General features: G+C 68.9%; 18 protein-coding genes and 1 pseudogene. 3 read left to right on the plus strand and 16 right to left on the minus strand.

Features of this window, described 5'->3' with window-relative positions; genetic code table 11:
* Nucleotides 1–1,186, plus strand: a 1,186-nt coding sequence (locus ACH13J_RS16715; protein WP_397544486.1) for a carboxypeptidase M32, incomplete at its 5' end; no start/stop codon positions are given.
* Between the two features lie 167 nt (nucleotides 1,187–1,353).
* Here ACH13J_RS16715 and sucD read toward each other — a convergent pair.
* From sucD to ACH13J_RS16745, 6 genes are all read right to left on the minus strand, one after another.
* A complete protein-coding gene (sucD, locus tag ACH13J_RS16720) occupies nucleotides 1,354–2,235 on the minus strand; it encodes a succinate--CoA ligase subunit alpha (protein WP_397544487.1) in 882 nt (293 codons plus the stop codon).
* Nucleotides 2,235–3,419 carry a malate--CoA ligase subunit beta gene (locus tag ACH13J_RS16725; protein ID WP_397544488.1) on the minus strand — a complete coding sequence of 395 codons (1,185 nt, stop codon included), beginning with the start codon at nucleotides 3,417–3,419 and terminating at the stop codon, nucleotides 2,235–2,237. The genes sucD and ACH13J_RS16725 overlap by 1 nt, the downstream gene beginning before the upstream one ends.
* A gap of 14 nt (nucleotides 3,420–3,433) precedes the next feature.
* Nucleotides 3,434–4,375, minus strand: a complete 942-nt coding sequence (locus ACH13J_RS16730; RefSeq protein WP_397544489.1) for an aldolase/citrate lyase family protein — start codon at nucleotides 4,373–4,375, stop codon at nucleotides 3,434–3,436.
* A 311-nt stretch (nucleotides 4,376–4,686) separates the two neighbouring features.
* Nucleotides 4,687–4,914, minus strand: a complete 228-nt coding sequence (locus ACH13J_RS16735; RefSeq protein WP_397544490.1) for an N-(5'-phosphoribosyl)anthranilate isomerase — start codon at nucleotides 4,912–4,914, stop codon at nucleotides 4,687–4,689.
* A 36-nt stretch (nucleotides 4,915–4,950) separates the two neighbouring features.
* On the minus strand, nucleotides 4,951–5,931 hold the full coding sequence (locus tag ACH13J_RS16740; RefSeq protein ID WP_397544491.1) for an NAD(P)-dependent oxidoreductase: 981 nt from the start codon (nucleotides 5,929–5,931) through the stop codon (nucleotides 4,951–4,953).
* Between the two features lies 1 nt (nucleotide 5,932).
* Nucleotides 5,933–7,144, minus strand: coding sequence for an aminotransferase class V-fold PLP-dependent enzyme (locus ACH13J_RS16745; RefSeq protein WP_397544492.1), 1,212 nt, complete (start codon nucleotides 7,142–7,144; stop codon nucleotides 5,933–5,935).
* A gap of 266 nt (nucleotides 7,145–7,410) precedes the next feature.
* Here ACH13J_RS16745 and ACH13J_RS16750 point away from each other — a divergent pair, with 266 nt between their 5' ends.
* The gene (locus tag ACH13J_RS16750; RefSeq protein ID WP_397544493.1) at nucleotides 7,411–8,067 is read left to right on the plus strand and encodes a LuxR C-terminal-related transcriptional regulator; all 657 of its coding nucleotides are present in this window, start codon (nucleotides 7,411–7,413) and stop codon (nucleotides 8,065–8,067) included.
* On the opposite strand, the gene cobF is transcribed toward ACH13J_RS16750, so the two are convergent.
* Genes cobF through cbiE form a run of 6 tightly spaced genes read right to left on the minus strand, consistent with a single transcriptional unit; the run spans nucleotide 8,061 to nucleotide 13,214 of the window.
* Nucleotides 8,061–8,816 carry a precorrin-6A synthase (deacetylating) gene (gene cobF, locus ACH13J_RS16755; protein WP_397544494.1) on the minus strand — a complete coding sequence of 252 codons (756 nt, stop codon included), beginning with the start codon at nucleotides 8,814–8,816 and terminating at the stop codon, nucleotides 8,061–8,063. The genes ACH13J_RS16750 and cobF overlap by 7 nt on opposite strands.
* The gene (gene cobA, locus ACH13J_RS16760; protein WP_397544495.1) at nucleotides 8,813–9,532 is read right to left on the minus strand and encodes a uroporphyrinogen-III C-methyltransferase; all 720 of its coding nucleotides are present in this window, start codon (nucleotides 9,530–9,532) and stop codon (nucleotides 8,813–8,815) included. The genes cobF and cobA overlap by 4 nt, the downstream gene beginning before the upstream one ends.
* Entirely contained in the window at nucleotides 9,529–10,842 is a 1,314-nt protein-coding gene (locus ACH13J_RS16765) for a cobyrinate a,c-diamide synthase (protein WP_397544496.1), read from the minus strand. The genes cobA and ACH13J_RS16765 overlap by 4 nt, the downstream gene beginning before the upstream one ends.
* On the minus strand, nucleotides 10,835–11,641 hold the full coding sequence (gene cobM, locus ACH13J_RS16770; RefSeq protein ID WP_397544497.1) for a precorrin-4 C(11)-methyltransferase: 807 nt from the start codon (nucleotides 11,639–11,641) through the stop codon (nucleotides 10,835–10,837). The genes ACH13J_RS16765 and cobM overlap by 8 nt, the downstream gene beginning before the upstream one ends.
* Entirely contained in the window at nucleotides 11,638–12,018 is a 381-nt protein-coding gene (locus tag ACH13J_RS16775) for a cobalamin biosynthesis protein (RefSeq protein ID WP_397544498.1), read from the minus strand. The genes cobM and ACH13J_RS16775 overlap by 4 nt, the downstream gene beginning before the upstream one ends.
* Entirely contained in the window at nucleotides 12,015–13,214 is a 1,200-nt protein-coding gene (cbiE, locus tag ACH13J_RS16780) for a precorrin-6y C5,15-methyltransferase (decarboxylating) subunit CbiE (RefSeq protein WP_397544499.1), read from the minus strand. Before cbiE ends, ACH13J_RS16775 begins: the two co-directional genes overlap by 4 nt.
* Here cbiE and ACH13J_RS16785 point away from each other — a divergent pair.
* Entirely contained in the window at nucleotides 13,213–13,968 is a 756-nt protein-coding gene (locus tag ACH13J_RS16785) for a cobalt-precorrin-6A reductase (RefSeq protein WP_397544500.1), read from the plus strand. The two genes, cbiE and ACH13J_RS16785, sit on opposite strands and share 2 nt — an antisense overlap.
* Here ACH13J_RS16785 and cobJ read toward each other — a convergent pair.
* The 4 genes and pseudogenes from cobJ to ACH13J_RS16805 form a co-directional block, all read right to left on the minus strand.
* Nucleotides 13,941–14,693 carry a precorrin-3B C(17)-methyltransferase gene (gene cobJ / locus ACH13J_RS16790; protein WP_397544501.1) on the minus strand — a complete coding sequence of 251 codons (753 nt, stop codon included), beginning with the start codon at nucleotides 14,691–14,693 and terminating at the stop codon, nucleotides 13,941–13,943. The two genes, ACH13J_RS16785 and cobJ, sit on opposite strands and share 28 nt — an antisense overlap.
* Entirely contained in the window at nucleotides 14,690–15,463 is a 774-nt protein-coding gene (gene cobI / locus ACH13J_RS16795) for a precorrin-2 C(20)-methyltransferase (RefSeq protein ID WP_397544502.1), read from the minus strand. Before cobI ends, cobJ begins: the two co-directional genes overlap by 4 nt.
* Complete coding sequence (locus ACH13J_RS16800) at nucleotides 15,460–16,089, minus strand: precorrin-8X methylmutase (protein WP_397544503.1); 630 nt, start codon at nucleotides 16,087–16,089, stop codon at nucleotides 15,460–15,462. Before ACH13J_RS16800 ends, cobI begins: the two co-directional genes overlap by 4 nt.
* A 5-nt stretch (nucleotides 16,090–16,094) precedes the next feature.
* Nucleotides 16,095–16,580, minus strand: a pseudogene (locus ACH13J_RS16805) (cobalamin biosynthesis protein CobG); the annotation flags it as partial.

Here is a 16,580-nt window from a genome sequence, read left to right on the forward strand (position 1 = left end):
CGCCGCGGCGCTGGCGCGCCTCACCAGCCGGTCGCAGGGCATCTGGGCGGCGGCGCGCGCCGAGGATGACTTTGCCGCCTTCGCCCCGACCCTGTCGGAGGTCGTCAGGCTCAAGCGCGAGGAAGCGGCGGCTCTGGCCGACGGCGGGGATCTCTACGACGCCCTGCTGGATGATTTCGAGCCGGGCGCCACGGCCGACAGCCTGCACGCGATGTTCGAGGAAATGCGCCCGGGGCTTGTCACGCTGCGGCAGCGCGCGCTCGGGGCGGGTGAACCGCCGGCCCTCAAGGGCCATTTTCCCGGGACGCGGCAGATGGAAATGGCGCGCGATCTCGCCCGGAGGTTCGGCTATGACTGGACGCGCGGGCGGCTCGACATCGCGGTGCACCCGTTCTCCTCTGGGTCTGGCGATGATGTGCGGATCACCACCCGCATTGCCGACAGCGACCCGTTCAATTGCCTCTACTCAACGATCCACGAGACGGGCCATGCCTGCTACGAACAGGGGATCGACGCGGCCTTTCGGCTGACCCCGGTAGGGCAGGGTGTGTCGATGGGCGTGCACGAAAGCCAGAGCCGCATATTCGAGAACCAGCTGGCCCGCAGTGCCGCGTTCTGCCGGTGGCTGTTTTCCGAGATGGAGGCCGCGTTCGGCAATCTCGGCGTCGAGACGGCGGAGGCGTTCCATGCCGCCGTCAACCGCGTGCACCGCGGCTATATCCGCACCGAGGCCGACGAGATACAGTACAACCTGCACATCATGCTGCGTTTCGTGCTTGAAAGGGCACTTGTCAGCGGCGACCTGGCCGTGCCCGATCTGGAGGCGGCATGGAACGACCGGTTTTCGGCCGATTTCGGGTATCCCGTCGACCGGGCCTCCAACGGCGTGCTGCAGGATGTGCACTGGTCTGTGGGGTTGTTCGGGTATTTCCCGACCTACGCGCTTGGCAATGTCTATGCCGGTTGCCTGCACGAGGCGCTGCGTGCGGCGGTGCCGGACCTGGATACGCATCTTGAACGCGGTGATCCTAGCCCGGCCACGGCATGGCTGCGCGAGACCGTGCAACGCCATGGCGGCCTGTTCGAGCCGCGTGAATTGATCGCCCGGTCCTGCGGGCGCGAGCCGTCGGCCGCCCCGCTGATGAGGTATCTTGAGGACAAGTTCGGCGCCTTGTACCCGGCCTGAACGGGGGTGGGGGCGCTGCCCCCGACGTTGAACCCCTCGGGGTCCAACGTCTCCCCCGGGGTATTTTTACCAGGAAGATGCGGCGGTCTGGCCCCCGGACCGTGCGCCGGTCCCACGCGGCCCCGGCGCGATCGCCGGGGTGCGGCGAGCCGCGCCGTGCGGCAGGATCAAGCGACCATTTTCTCGACCACCTCGCCGAAGGAGGAAGGCGTGGGCACGATCGACACGCCAGCATCCTTGAGGATGTCGACCTTTTCCTGTGCCGATTCGCCGAAGGCCGAGACGATGGCGCCGGCATGGCCCATGCGGCGGCCCTTGGGCGCCGAGAGCCCGGCGATGTAAGCCGCGACCGGCTTGCTCATGTGGTCGCGGATGAAGGTCGCGGCCTCTGCCTCCTGCGGCCCGCCGATTTCGCCCACGAGAACCACGGCAACGGTTTCCGGATCGTTTTCAAACAGTTCAAGAATGTCCTTGAAGCTTGACCCGTTGATCGGATCGCCGCCGATACCGATCGAGGAGGACACGCCAATGCCGCGTTCCGACATCTGCGAGGCCGCCTCGTAGCCAAGCGTGCCCGACCGCCCGACGATGCCCACGCGGCCCGGCATGTAGATATGGGGCGGCATGAGCCCGGCGAAGGCGCGGCCGGGCGTGATGATGCCCGCGCAGTTCGGCCCGATGAGCCGCATCCGGTTCTCGGCCTTGTAGCGGCGCATGTAGCGTTTGACCCTGATCATGTCCTGCGCGGGAATGCCGTCGGCAATGCAGACGCATGTCCTGATACCCGCATCGGCCGCTTCCATGATCGAATCGGCGGCAAAGGGCGGGGGCACGAAGCTGACCACCAGCTCCGCGCCGGTCTCAGACACCGCGCCCTTGACGGTGTTGAACACCGGCAGGTCGAGATGGGTGGTGCCGCCCTTGCCGGGCGTCACGCCGCCCACCACGTTGGTGCCGTGCTTGATCATGTCCTGGGCGTGGAAGCTGCCGATCCGGCCGGTGATGCCGGTGACCAGCACCCGGGTTTCGCTGTCGATGAGAATGGCCATTACGACGCCTCCTTCAGGCTGGCCGCCTTCCACTCGGCGACGACCTTTTCGGCCGCCTCGGCAAGCGTGCTGGCGGTGGTGATGTTGAGGCCGCTGTCGGCCAGGAGCTTCATGCCTTCCTCGACATTCGTGCCCGAGAGGCGCACCACGAGCGGCTTGTCGAGTTCGAGTTCCTTCACCGCGCGGATCACGCCCTCGGCGATCCAGTCGCAGCGGTTGATCCCGGCGAAGATGTTGACGAGGATCGCCTCGACATTGCGGTCGTTGAGCACGGCCTTGAAGGACATCAGCACCCGTTCAGGGCTGGCGCCGCCGCCCACGTCGAGGAAGTTGGCCGGGTCGCCGCCGGCCATCTTGATCATGTCGAGCGTGGCCATGGCGAGCCCTGCACCGTTGACGATACAGCCGATCCGCCCGTCGAGACCGATATAGGAAAGCCCGCGGTCACCGGCATAGGTTTCGCGCGGGTCTTCCTGGCTCTTGTCGCGCAGCTCGGAAATGTCGGGGTGGCGGAACAGCGCGTTGTCGTCGAAGGCCAGCTTGGCGTCGAGCGCGACGATTTCCCCCGCGGTGGTCACAACCAGCGGGTTTATCTCGACCATGTTGGCGTCGGTATCGTTCATTAGGTTGTAGCAGCCGATGATCGTCTTGACCGCCTGCGGAATGAGCGCCGGGTCGAGCCCGAGCTGGAAGGCGATCTCGCGCGCCTGGAAGTTCTGCATGCCTACCGCCGGGTCGACCACGCTGCGGATGATCGAATCGGGCTCGTTGGCCGAGATCTCCTCGATCTCCATGCCCCCTTGCGCCGAGGCCACGACGACCACGCGCTCCAGCTTGCGGTCCATCACGAAGCCCAGATAGATTTCCTGCGCGATGTTGGTGGCTTCTTCGATATAGAGGCGGTTGACGAGATTGCCATGCGGCCCGGTCTGGTGGGTGACGAGGCGGCGGCCCAGCATCCACTGGGCCGCGTCGGCCACCTCTTCCTCGGTGGCGCAGATGCGCACGCCGCCCGCCTTGCCGCGGGCGCCGGAATGGATCTGGGCCTTGACGACCCATTTGTCGCCCGAGAGTTCCGAGCAGCGATAGACCGCCTGTTCGGGCGAATAGGCGATGCCGCCGCGGGGGACGCTGACGCCGAAGCGTTTGAGCATCTCCTTGGCCTGGTATTCGTGAATGTCCATTGGGAAGCCTCCTTTTATCCCTTGGCCGCGATGGCGTCGGCGACGGCGATGACGTTGTTGGCCATGCGCTCGCTGGCGGCGTCGATCATCTTGCCGTCGAGCGAGGCCGCACCCTTGCCCTCGGCCTCGGCCTTCTTGAGCTCCTCGATGATGCGGCGGGCCTTGGTGACCTCGGCCTCGGGCGGCGAGAAGACATCGTTGGCCAGTTCGATCTGGCTGGGATGGATCGCCCATTTGCCCTCGATCCCCAGGGCGGCGGCGCGTCTTGCCGAGGCGACATAGGCGTCGGGATCTGAGAAATCGCCGAAGGGTCCGTCGATGGCGCGCAGCCCGTAGGCCCGGCAGGCCACCGTCATGCGCGAGAGGGCGGAATGCCACTGGTCGCCGGGGTAGTCGGGGTTCAAGCCGCCGATCACCACGGTGCGCGCGCGGGTCGAGGCGGCGTAGTCGGCCACCCCGAAATGCATCGCCTCCAGCCGGCCGGGGGCGGCGGCGATGGCCTCGACATTGGCCATGCCGAGCGAGGTCTCGATCAGCGCCTCGAGGCCGATTTCATGTGTGAAGCCCATGGCTTCCTCGATCTGGCTCACCATGCATTCCACCGTGTAGAGGTCGGCCGGCACGCCCACCTTGGGCACCAGGATCGTGTCGAGATGCCGGCCCGCCTGCTCGACGATCTCGACCACGTCGCGGTACATGTAATGGGTGTCGAGCCCGTTGATGCGGATCGACATGGTCTTGCCCTTGGCCTTCCAGTCGATGTCGTTCAGTGCCTGGATGATGTTGGCGCGGGCCTGCACCTTGTCGGGCGGCGCGACCGCGTCTTCGAGATCGAGGAAGATGTAATCGACATCCGATGTGGCGGCCTTGTCGATCATCGACGGGTTCGAGCCCGGCACGGCCAGTTCCGACCGTTGCAGGCGCTGCTTCTTGAGCGGGTGGAGGGTGTAGCTCATCTTGGTCCTTTCCTCGTTCGGACGGGGGCCGTCCGTTGCCTCCCTTGTTGCGCGAATGGCGGGGCCGCGACACTTCCCTGCGGGTAAGAATGGCGGCGCGGGGAGGGGGCATGAGCCTGAACGGGTAGCGTGCCCCTACCCGGGCCGGTGCCGTCGGGATGCATTGGGATGCACTCGCTGCAGCGCAACGGTTATGAAGGAAAACAATTGGTTACGATAGGAAACTCGAGTCGCTGCGGGGGTCGGAATTCTGGAAAATTCCGGGCCGGAAAATGCGTATTTTCCGAGCGTACTTTCCCCGCGGAAAGTACCTAGAGCACCACGCGGATCGGCTCCTGATTGCAGAAGATCACCATCTGCCCGGCGTTTTCCACGGCATGGTATCCGCGTCTGGCAAGCTCCGCCTCGAAGCGCGCCCGGCCGATATAGCGGTCGATGTCGCGAAGCTGGCGCCGGATCACGCGCCCCTCGCGGGCGGCGCGGGAGGAGAAGAGCTTGCCGAGCCATTGCTCCGGCGAAATCGGGCCATGATCTCTCATGGCCCGATCCTGTCTCATGGGTGGTTAACAGGCGGTTTACGTGACCAGATCGCCCGGGGTCTCGCCCTTGAGGAAGGCCTTGAGATTGTCGATGGCGCGGTGGCCCATCGCGCCGCGGGTGCCGTCGGTGGCCGACCCAAGATGCGGGGCGAGCACGATATTCTCGTATTCGAGGAAGCGCGGGTCGAGGGCGGGTTCGTCGTGATACACGTCGAGCCCCGCGGCCGAGAGCTTGCCGCTGTCCAGCGCGTCGAAAAGCGCGTCTTCGTCGACCACGTCGCCGCGGGCGGAGTTGACCAGGATCGCGCCGGGCTTGAGCGCGGCGAACACCCTGGCGTCGATCAGCTTGTAGGTGTCCGCGCCGCCGGGGCAGTGCAGCGACAGGAAATCGGACTCCGCCGCGACGGCCTCGATCGAGCCCAGCTGCTCGGCATGGCCGTTGGCGGCCTTGATCTCGTCGGGCACGCCCCAGGCATCCTGGAACACCACCCGCATCCCGAAACCGCCATGCGCCCGGCGCGCCATCGCCTGGCCGATGCGGCCGAAGCCCACGATGCCGATGGTGGCGCCGGTGACCTTCTTGCCGATCATGTGGGTGGGCCGCCAGCCTTCCCAGTTGCCCGCGCGCGTCTCGCGCTCGCCCTCGCCGATGCGGCGGGCGGCGCAAAGCAGCAGCCCCATCGCCAGATCGGCGGTGCAGTCGGTCAGCACGTCGGGCGTGTTGGTGACCGCGATGCCGTTCTCGCGCGCGGCGTCGATGTCGATATGGTTGAAGCCCACGCCGTAATTGGCCATGATCCGCACCTTGCCACGGGCGGCCGGGTAGAATTCGGCCGGTATCCTGTCCGAGACGGTGGGCATGATCACGTCGTAGGTCTGTGCCGCGGCCATCCATTCCTCGCGGCTCATCGGCCGGTCGGGATGGCGCAGGGTGACCGCGCCCAGCCCTTCGGCGGCAAGCCGATTCTCGGCCTCTTCGGGCCAGGCGCGGGTGACGAGAATATTTGCGTCCGCCATGTCAGGCCGCCTTCGCGGTGGCCGCGCGGCTGTCCGGCGTGGTATCGCGGTAATGCGCCTGCGCGGCGGCCACGCCCGAGCCCGGTTCGATCTTCGCCCCCGCGTCGACCAGCGCCATTTCCGCGGCCGAGATCGCGCCGCAGAGCATCACGGGGTTGAGCGAGCCAAGATGCCCGATGCGGAACGCCTTGCCCGCCAGCTTGTTGAGCCCGGTGCCCAGAGAGGTCTGGTACTTGTAATAGGCCCCAGAGATCACGTCGCGCGCATCCACGCCGTCGGGCACGTAGATGGCCGAGACGGTGTCGGATTCCCATTCCAGGCCGCGCGCCACCAGTTCGCAGCCGTCCCAGGCCGCGACGGCCGCGCGCACCCCTTCGGCCAGCCGCTTGTGCCGCGCCCAGACCGTTTCCATCCCCGCCTCGAGCAGCATGTCGAGCGAGCAGCGCAGGCCCCGCAGAAGCTGCGTGGCGGGCGTGTAGGGGAAATAGCCGGTGTCGTTGAGCTTGATCATGTCCTCGAAGCTGAAATAGCAGCGCGCCATGCCCGCATTGCCCAGCGCCTTGTTGGCCTCCAGCGCCTTGTCGGAAACACCGAGGATGCCGAGGCCCGCGGGCAGCATGAAGCCCTTCTGCGAGCCCGACACGGCAAGGTCGACGCCCCATTTGTCCATCTCGAACTCGATCGAGGCGATCGAGCTGACCCCGTCGACGAAGAGCATGGCAGGGTGGTTCGCCGCATCGAGCGCCTGGCGCACCCCGGCAATGTCGGAGGTCACGCCGGTGGCGGTTTCGTTATGAGTGGCAAAGACCGCCTTGATCTCGTGATCGCTGTCGGCTTCGAGGATGCGCGCATACTCCTCGACCGGCACGCCCTTGCCCCATTCCACCTCGCAAAGCTCGACATCGAGGCCGAGCCGCTCGGCCATGTCGACCCAGAGCAGCGAGAACTGGCCGAAGCGCGACATGAGCACCTTGTCGCCGGGGCTGAGCGTGTTCTGGATGGCGCTTTCCCATGCGCCCGTGCCGGAAGAGGGGAATACGAAGACGCGCCCGCCCTCCATCCGGTAGGCGCGTTTCAGATCAGAAAGGATGCCGGTCACCAGGTCGGGGAAATCGGGGGCGCGCATGTCCTCCATCGGCAGGTTCATCGCCTGCCGAACGGGCTCGGGCACATTGGTCGGGCCGGGAATGAAAAGGTGCTGGTAGCCGTTCATCGGGTATCTCCTGTCTCGGGTCGGGCATTTGTATCGACGGTGGCTGCGCCATTCGTAACGCCCGAGGGGATACACGCTTGGAACCGGTGGCGGAGGCGTGCCAACGAACGGGTGGGCGCGGCCCACCCTTTCGGGTGGCGAGGCACGTCACGAAACGCCGGCATGCCGCTGCATACTGTTTTTTCCTTTAAATTCATCGGTTTCGACCCCTCGTATGTCGCAAATCGGGGCCTGCGGACCGGGCTTTTCTGGTGTATGGTCATGTCATGACCGAGCCCCATCCCCAACCAGCGGCGCGCGTGGCCCATGACGAGGACCGGCCGCGGGTGATCGTGGCCGACCGCCAGTTGATCGTCTGCCAGGGCATCGGCTCGCTGGTGTCGCAGATCCCCGAGGTGCAGCTCGGGGATTTCGCGACCGACAAGGCGGGCCTGCGCAAGCTGCTTTCCAACAACGACGAGCGGACGATCCTGATCCTTGGCGTGAGGCTGGCCGATGGCGACCTGACCTCGGTGCTGGAGACGCTGCGCAACAGCCATCCGCATGTCATGGTCGTTGTCGTGGCCGAGGATACCGAGTTCGCCTTCATCCGCACCGCCATCAAGCAGGGGGCCAACTCGGTCTGCATGATGAGCCAGATCCTGACCAGCCTGCCCAAGATCCTCGGCAAGCTGGTCGAGGGCCATTCGATCGTGCCCACCGACATCCTGCGCAAGCTCACCTCGGAGAACACCGACAGCCTGTCGCGGCGGGAACACGAGATCCTCGCCCTGCTGGTGGACGGGCTGACCAATTTCCAGATCTCGGCCCGGCTCGGTCTCAGCGAGAACACGGTGAAATACTATCTCAAGGCGATCTACCAGAAGCTGGACGTGAACTCGCGCGGGGCGGCGATCGCCAAGTACGTCGCCGGCAACTACTGAGGTGCGCAGCGGGCCAGCATGTAGGTGTCCATGAGCCAGCCGTGACGCGCCCGCGCCGCCGCGCGGGTATCGATGATGCGCGGACCCGCCTCGGCCAGCGGACCGGAGTCGAGGATTTCCTCGGCCATGCCCAGATACGCCCCCCACCAGACGTGCAGACCATCGGGGTCCAACGCTCGGAAACTGCATTCACCGTCCAGCATGACCACCACGGTGTCGGCCCCGTCGGGCCATCCCCCTTCGCGCAGCCGTCGGCCCGTGGTGACGGTCACCGCCCCGTTCACGGTGTTGAGCGGGATTGCGTGGGCGGCCGTCAACGCCTGTATGGCCGTTATGCCGGGCACCACCCGCAGGCGCGGCTCTGGGCGCAATCTGCGCGCGATGCGCAGCGTGCTGTCATAGAGCGACGGATCCCCCCAGACCAGCAGCGCCACCGGCCCGTCGGGATGGTGCGCCTCGATCGCCAGTTTCCAGCGGCGCGCGATCTCGTCGTGCCAGCGGGCGACGCGCTGCTGGTAGGGCAGGTCCGGGTCGCGTTCGGGATAGTCGAAATGGGCGACACGCGCCTTGCTGCCGCTTTCCGCGATGATGCGGTGGCGCAGTTGGGCGAGATCATCCTTTCCCGGCCCCTTGCGCGGCACGAGGATCAAACCGGCGTCGCGCAGGGCCGTGATGCCTTCGCCCGTGACATGGGCGGGGCTTCCGGTGCCGATGCCGACAAGCCAGATGTCATGCACCACGGCGCTCATGCCTCCGCCAGCGGCCCGTAAAGGATTAGCGCGGGCCGGTCGCTGATGGATTCCGACAACTGCTCGGCCAACCCGGCGACGGTGTGGCGCGAGAGCCTCTGCTCGGTGGTGCTGATGCCCTCGGCCAGGAGCGCGGGCGTCTCGCCGGGCAGGCCATGCTCCATGAGCCGTGCGGCCAGGTCGGGAAAGGTCCGCTGTCCCATGAAAACCACGGTCGAGGCGTTGGAATCGGCCAGTGCGACAAGGTCTATGTCGCCGGGCAGCCGCCCGCTGACATCGTGGCCGGTGACGAACTGCACACGCCGCGATGTCATCCGCCGGGTGAGCGGGATGCCCGCCGCGGCCGCGGCCGCACAGGCCGATGGCACGCCGGGGACGATCTCGAATGGGATACCGGCTTCGCGCAGGGCGGTCAGCTCCTCTTCCAGCCGGCCGAAAATGCCGCTGTCGCCCGATTTCAGCCGCACGATGCGACCGCCTTCCTGCGCGTAGTCCACCAGCAGGCGGCTCACATGATGCTGCCTGGGAGAGGGACGTCCGGCGCGTTTGCCCACGCCGATCAGGTCGGCGCCGGCCCGGGCGTGGGACAGGATCGGCCCCGACGACAAATCGTCGAACAGCACCGCGTCGGCCCGCCTGAGGCGGTCAACCGCCTTGAGCGTCAGAAGCTCCGGGTCACCTGGCCCGGAACCCACGAAGCTCACGAACCCGCTCATGCGCCGCTCTCCTCGGCCGAGATGAGGTGAAAGAACGTCCCCGTAACGCGGTCCCTGCGCGATCCCGTCTCGGGAACGGGGTCGCCATCGGCGTTCGTGACCCGCGCAAGCGGCGCGTCCGGCTGGTCAAGGATGTTGCAGTAGTGAAACTCGTGCCCCCTCAGAGCTGCACCGCGCCCGTGGCCGGGCATCGCCTCTTCCAGCACCGCGCGGCGATAGCCCAGGTGAAACTTGCGCTTCTCGTAGGAGGTCACGAGCCCCAGCAGCCCGGCCATCTGGTGGCGCGTGCCCTCCTTGTCGACCAGCGCCGCGCCGAGGACCATGTAGCCGCCGCATTCGCCGTGGACGGGCCGGGTTTCGGCGTGGGCACGCAGGCCATTCATGAACCGCTGCGCACCCGCGAGTTGCCCGGCGTGAAGCTCGGGGTAGCCGCCGGGCAGCCAGACGATGTCGGCCGCCGGGTCGGGCGGCTCGTCCGCCAGCGGCGAAAAGGGCAGGATTTCTGCCCCCGCGGCGCGCCATCCCTCGAGCAGGTGGGGATAGGTAAAGGAAAACGCCGCGTCCCGGGCCAGCGCGATGCGTTGCGCTGGCGGCGCGGGCAGGGCCCCGGCGGGGGGGAGTGCGCGGCCCGCGGCGGCGGCGCGGATCGTGCCGAGATCGACGTTCTCGCGCAGGAAGGCGGCGTATTGTGCGATCGCGGCGTCGAGGTCGGGATGCTCCACCGCCTGCACCAGACCCAGGTGCCGCTCTGGCAGAACGAGGTCGCCGCGCTTGGGCAGCACCCCCAGCACGGGCAGGCCGGCCCGCTCCATCCCCAGCCGGATCAGCCGCTCGTGCCGGGGCGAGGCGACGCGGTTCAGGATGACTCCCGCGAAGGGCAGCTCGGGGTCATAGGCACTGAATCCCATAGCGGCGGCCGCGGCCGACTGTGCCTGCCCCCCCACGTCCAGCACCAGCACCACCGGCCAGCCCATGCGTCGCGCGGTTTCGGCGCTGCTGCCCATGCCCGACTGGCCGCGCGTGGCCACCGCGTCGTAAAGACCCATGGAGCCCTCGCCGACGCAGATATCGGCCCCGTCCGCGCGTGCCGCGATCGCGTCGAGGAGGCCCGGCCCCATCGCCCACGTGTCGAGGTTGAAAGAGTCCCGCCCGCAGGCCGCGCGGTGAAAGGCCGGGTCGATGTAGTCGGGGCCCGACTTGAAGGGCTGCACGCGCAGCCCGTCCTCGGACAGCGCGCGCGCCAGCCCCAGCATCACGGTCGTCTTGCCCGTCCCCGAGGACGGGGCGGAGATCATCACGCCTTCAGCCATCCTGCCCCTCGCTTTCCGGTGTCCAGCCCGCCCACGGGCTCTCGGCGCTTTGCGGGCGGTAGCGCCGGTCATAACCTGCCGCGTAAAGGCAGCTCTCGTCGAACCCTTCCGCTGCCAGCGCGGGTCCAACGAGGATCAGCGCGGTGCGGGTTATCCCCGGATCCAGCCGCTCCGCGATATCGGCCAGCCGGCCGCGGATGATCCGCTCGTCAGGCCAGCTCGCGCGGTAGACGACCGCCACCGGGCAGTCGGCCCCGTAATGCGGGGTCAGGTCTGACACGACGCCGTCGATGTTCTGGATCGACAGGTGGATGGCCAGCGTTGCGCCGGTGGCGGCGAAATTGGCCAGCGTTTCAGCCGGCGGCATGGAACTCGCCCGGCCCGGCGTGCGCGTCAGCACCACCGATTGCGCCACCCCTGGTAGCGTCAATTCGGCCCCGAGCGCGGCGGCGGCTGCGGAGAAGGCCGGCACCCCGGGGGTGACGCTCACGGGGATGTCCATCGCGCGCAGGCGGCGCATCTGTTCGCCCATGGCCGACCACACCGACATATCGCCAGAATGGAGCCGCGCCACGTCGTGGCCGGCCGCGTGTGCCGTCGCGATCTCATCCATGATGGCGTCGAGGTCCATGGGCGCGGTGTTCACCACCCGCGCGCCGGGCGGGCAGTGCGCCAGCACCGCCTCCGGCACCAGCGAACCGGCATAGAGACAGACCGGGCAGGCCGCGATCAGGTCGCGCCCGCGCAGGGTGAGCAGGTCCGGCGCCCCCGGGCCGGCGCCGATGAAATGAACGGTCATTGTGTTCCTCCATTGCTGGCGGACCGGGCGAGTGCGCAGGTGGCCATCCGGTCGGTCGAGATCACCCGCCGGCCGATTAGTCGCGCGCCAGGCCCCGCCGCCGCCAGCGCGCTGGCCTCGGCAACCGAGCCCGTTCCATGAGCGGCTTGCGACGCCGCCCCGTCGGTCAGCGTGACCTGCGCGGCGGCATCCTGCGGCGCGACGGGGTGCACAGGCAAGCCGGCCGCGCGGGCGAATTCCGCGAATGCGGGGCTTTCCGCCTTGGCTGCCAGCGTGGCGAGCAGCGTGGCCCGCCCGCCGCCATGGACGCGCCCGAACGCGTCGTGCAGGCTGGCAGACGTGGCGCCAGCGCGAAACCCGAAGCCCGCGACGATCATAGCGTGACGCTCCATTGCACGATGGGGCGGGCGGCCTCCCAGCCCCGCCGCGTGCCGAGCGGTGCGGCGGTCGACAACTCCACGCGCATCAACTCGCCGCCATGGCATGCCTGCGCTTGTGCCAGCAGTGTCTCGCTTTCCAGCGTGACGGCGTTGGCCACAAGCCGCGTGCCCGAGCAAAGCCGCGTCGTCAGCCAATCCAGCAGCGCCTGCGACAATCCCCCTCCGATGAACACCGCGTCCGGCGGAGGCAAGTCTTCCAGCGCGGCGGGGGCCGCGCCCGCGACCACGTCCAGCCGGTCCACGCCAAGGCGTTCGGCATTGGCGCGCAGGTTTTCGACCCGGTCGGCACGGGGCTCGATGCTGGTGGCGGTCAGGGTCGGGTCCGCCAGCAGCCACTCGATGGCGATCGAGCCGGACCCGCCGCCGATGTCCCAAAGCCGCTCGAACGGGCGGGGTGCAAGGGCCGATAGCGTTAGCGCGCGCACCGGGCGCTTGGTCATCTGTCCGTCACCGCCGAACCATGCATCGGGCCGCCCCGACGCCAGCGGCAGCGCCGCGCCATCGCCCCGGACCTCCACCGCCGCGCAGACCGGGTGGGCGAACTCTGCGCCGGGCAGGGCGTCAGCCCGGACCGGGGTGCAACGCTCGCGCAAGCCGCCAAGCGCTTCCATGACGGTGAGCAGGCTTGCACCGAAACCAGAGTCCGACAGGTACCTCGCGAGATCCGGAACCGCGGCCCCGTCGCGCAGGAGCGCGATCAGCCGCACCCCCGGGGCGAGGGCAGGGCGCAGCCGCGTCAGCGGTGCCGCGTGCAGGCCGAAGCACAGGGTCGATTCCAGCGGCCAGCCCATGCGCGCCGCCGCGAGCGAAAAGCTGGAGGCATTGGGAAAGGCGCGCCATTCTCCCGGGTCGAGCCGGCGGGCCAGCACCGTGCCCGCACCGTGCCAGAACGGATCACCCGAGACCAGCACGGCCACCTGCCGCGGCCGGAACGCCAGCAGCGTCTCGATCCCGTCGGCGAACGGCACCGGCCATTCCACGCGCTCCGCCGCGCCGGGCGGCAGCAGTGACAGGTGCCGGGGCGGGCCCATCACGATTTCCGCCGTCTCGATCGCGGACCGGCTTGCAGGGGTCAGCCCCGCCGGTCCATCCTCGCCCAGACCGATGATGGAAAGCCACGGAGTCTCAGCCATGTTCCCCAACCTGCTGATCCTCGGCGGCACGACCGAGGCGACGGCGCTCTGCCGGGCGGTCGCCGGGGCTGGGCTCAACGGTACCGTGTCGCTGGCCGGACGTGTCGCCCGCCCGGCGGCACAACCGCTGCCGTGCCGTATCGGTGGGTTCGGCGGGGTGTCGGGGCTGATCTCCTACCTGCGCGAGACGGGGATCACCCACGTGGTGGATGCCACGCATCCCTTCGCCGCGCAGATGAGCACCAACGCCATCAGCGCCTGCAAGGTGGCTGGCGTGCCGCTCATCGCGCTCACCCGCGCGCCGTGGACCGAGGGGCCGGGCGACCGCTGGATCCGCGTGCCCGACATCGCGGGCGCGGTTGCCGCGCTCGACCGCCCGCCCGCGCGCATCATGCTGGCGGTCGGCCGGATGCATCTGGAAGAGTTCGCCGTGCACCCGCAGCATGCCTACCTGCTGCGGGTGGTCGATCCGCCCCGGACGTCTTTGCCCTTTCCCGACCATCGCCTGATCGTGGATCGTGGCCCGTTCACCGAGCAGGGCGATCTGGCGCTGATGCGCGCGCACGGCACCGACCTTGTGGTGTCCAAGAACGCGGGAGGCACGGGGGCGTCGGCCAAGATCCTCGCCGCGCGTCGGCTGGGGCTGCCCGTGGTGATGATCGAGCGGCCCCGGCTGCCCCCCCGGGCCGAGGCGCACTCGGCAGGCGAGGTTCTGGAATGGCTGGTTCATGCCGGTACCGAGCGCGGGGTATAGACGAAGGGCGCACCGCGCCGCGAGATGACCCGCGTGGCCGAGGACCCCACCAACACCACGGTGCGCATGTCCGCCATTTCCGCGGTGCAGTCAGGCAGGGGAACGACACGGATTTCCTCGTCGGGCGTCGATACGGCGCGCGCGAAGATCACCGGGCGGGCGTCGCCGCACGCCGCGCGCAAGAGCTCCAGCACGCGGGCGAATCCCTCGGGACGGGCGCGCGAGCGGGGATTGTAGAACGCCATCGCGAAATCGGCCTCGACGGCGAGGCGCAGGCGGTGCGCGATCACCTCCCACGGCTTGAGGTTGTCGCTGAGATTGATGGCGCAGAAATCATGGCCAAGCGGTGCCCCCGCCCGCGCCGCCGCCGCCAGCATCGCCGTCACCCCCGGCAGCACGTCGATTTCCAGCGCGCGCCAGCCCTCCGGCCCGGCCTCCACCGCCTCGAACACGGCCGAGGCCATGGCGAAAACGCCCGGATCGCCCGACGAGACGATGACGACCTGCCGCCCCTGCGCCGCCATGTCTAGCGCGTGGCGCGCCCGGTCGAGTTCCACGCGGTTGTCGGAGGCATGAAGCGTCAGGCCGGGGCGCCGCGCCACACGGTCGACATAAGGCCCATAGCCCACCACGTCGGTCGCGCGGTCCAGCGCGGCGCGCACCTCGGGGGTGACAAGCGCCTCCGCCCCCGGGCCCAGCCCGGCGATGGTCAGAGTGCCGCTCATGGCCGGCGCCCCCGCCCGTGTACCAGCACGATCGAGAAATAGGGCGTGACGCGTCCCTCCGCCTCGGCCAACCGCTCGACCGTCTGGCCCGGCATCGCGGCATACTGCACCAGCCAGGCATCCTCGTACCGGCCCACCCGCTGCAGGGCGCGGCGGACCTTGTCGATGTGGCGGCCGATCTTCATCAACACCACCGCGTCGCTGCCTTCCATGCGCGCGACCAGATCCTCCTCCGGCAGGGTGCCCATGACAACGCTCAGCACGTCGTCGCCCCATGTGATAGGCGTGCCGGTCGCCGTCCATGCCGCCGACATGCCGGTAATGGCCGGCACGACCTCGACCGGAACATGCCCGTTCAGCCGAACGTGGAGATGCATGAAAGAGCCGTAGAAGAACGGGTCGCCCTCGCACAGGACGACCACGTCCTCGCCCGTCTGCGCGATCTGCCGCAGCCTGGCGGTCCAGTCCTCGTAGAAGGCCGACAGGATTGCCCCGTATCGCGGGTCGGTGAAGGGGATCTCGGTCGTGACGGGATACTCCATCGCGTATTCCGCCGCGCCGGGCGGGATCAGCCCGTCGACGATCTTGCGCGCACGGCCCGCGCGGCCCGCCTTGCGGAAAAACGCCACGTGGCGCGCCTGTCGCAGCATGCGGTCGGCACGCACGGTCATCAGATCGGGGTCGCCGGGGCCCAACCCCAGCCCGTAAACGGTGCCGGTGCGTGCCTCCTGCCGGGCGGGTGCGGGGGGCGTTCCGGGCCGTTCGTTCATTCCGCGCGGCTCGCAACGGCGTTGATTGCGGCAACCGTGATCGCCGACCCGCCCAGCCGGCCGCTCACGATGGCGCAGGGCGCGGGCGGCGCGGCCCACAGCGCCTCCTTGCTTTCGGCCGCACCGACGAAGCCGACCGGGCAGCCGATGATCGCGGCCGGGCAGGGGCAGTCGGGGTCTTCCAGCATGTTGAGCAGGTGGAACAGCGCCGTCGGCGCGTTGCCGATGGCCACGACCGCGCCCTGCAGATGCGGCCGCCACAGCTCGACCGCGGCGGCGGAGCGCGTGTTGCCCATGCGCGCGGCCAGCTCGGGGACACCGTCCTCGTGCAGCGTGCAGATCACCGGGTTGTGCGCGGGCAGGCGCGGGCGGGTCACCCCCTCCGACACCATGCGCGCGTCGCAAAGGATGGGCGCACCGCCTTCCAGCGCGGCGCGCGCCGCGCGCACGAACCCCGGGCTGAACCGGACATGTTCCTCCAGCCCCACCAGCCCGGCGGCGTGGATCATGCGCACGACGACGCGTTCTTCGTCGGGGTCGAAGCGGTCGAGGTCCGCCTCGGCCCGGATGGTGGCGAAGGATTGCGTGTAAATGGCCGCGCCGTCTGTTTCGTATTCGTGTGGCATGGGTCTCACAGTTCGGTTCGAGCGAGCACGTCCGCAGGCCGCAGCCCAGAGCGCAGGGGGGCATCCCACGCCCGCCCGTCCTTTACAAGGTCAAAAAGCCCGTCGCGCCCGGTGAGCGTGACGGCGGCAGCCCCGGCGCGTGCACACCCCTTCGCACAGCCGGACACGTGCAGCCCGCCGCCGGTGCGCAGCGCCAGCGCGCGGGCCAGCGCGCGTGTCTCCACCGTCGCCTGCGGGCAGAACGGTGCACCGGGGCAGGCATCCGTTGTCAGGAGCGGATCGCCCGGCGCGGTGATGAAAGGCCCCTCCGGCAGGCTTCCGGCCCCCTCCAGCAGGAAGAGCCGCCAAGGGGTCACGCGCAACGCCCGGGCGCCGCTGCCCTCCAGCGCCGCGCGGAGCGCGCCGGCCTCGATCTGGCCGAACGGCGCGCCGAGCAGCGCGCCCTGTCCATGCCACCCCGGCGCAGGTTCGGGTGCGGGCGGCTGCACGGC

Source organism: Roseovarius salis (genome assembly GCF_044472985.1).
GTDB lineage: Bacteria > Pseudomonadota > Alphaproteobacteria > Rhodobacterales > Rhodobacteraceae > Roseovarius > Roseovarius salis.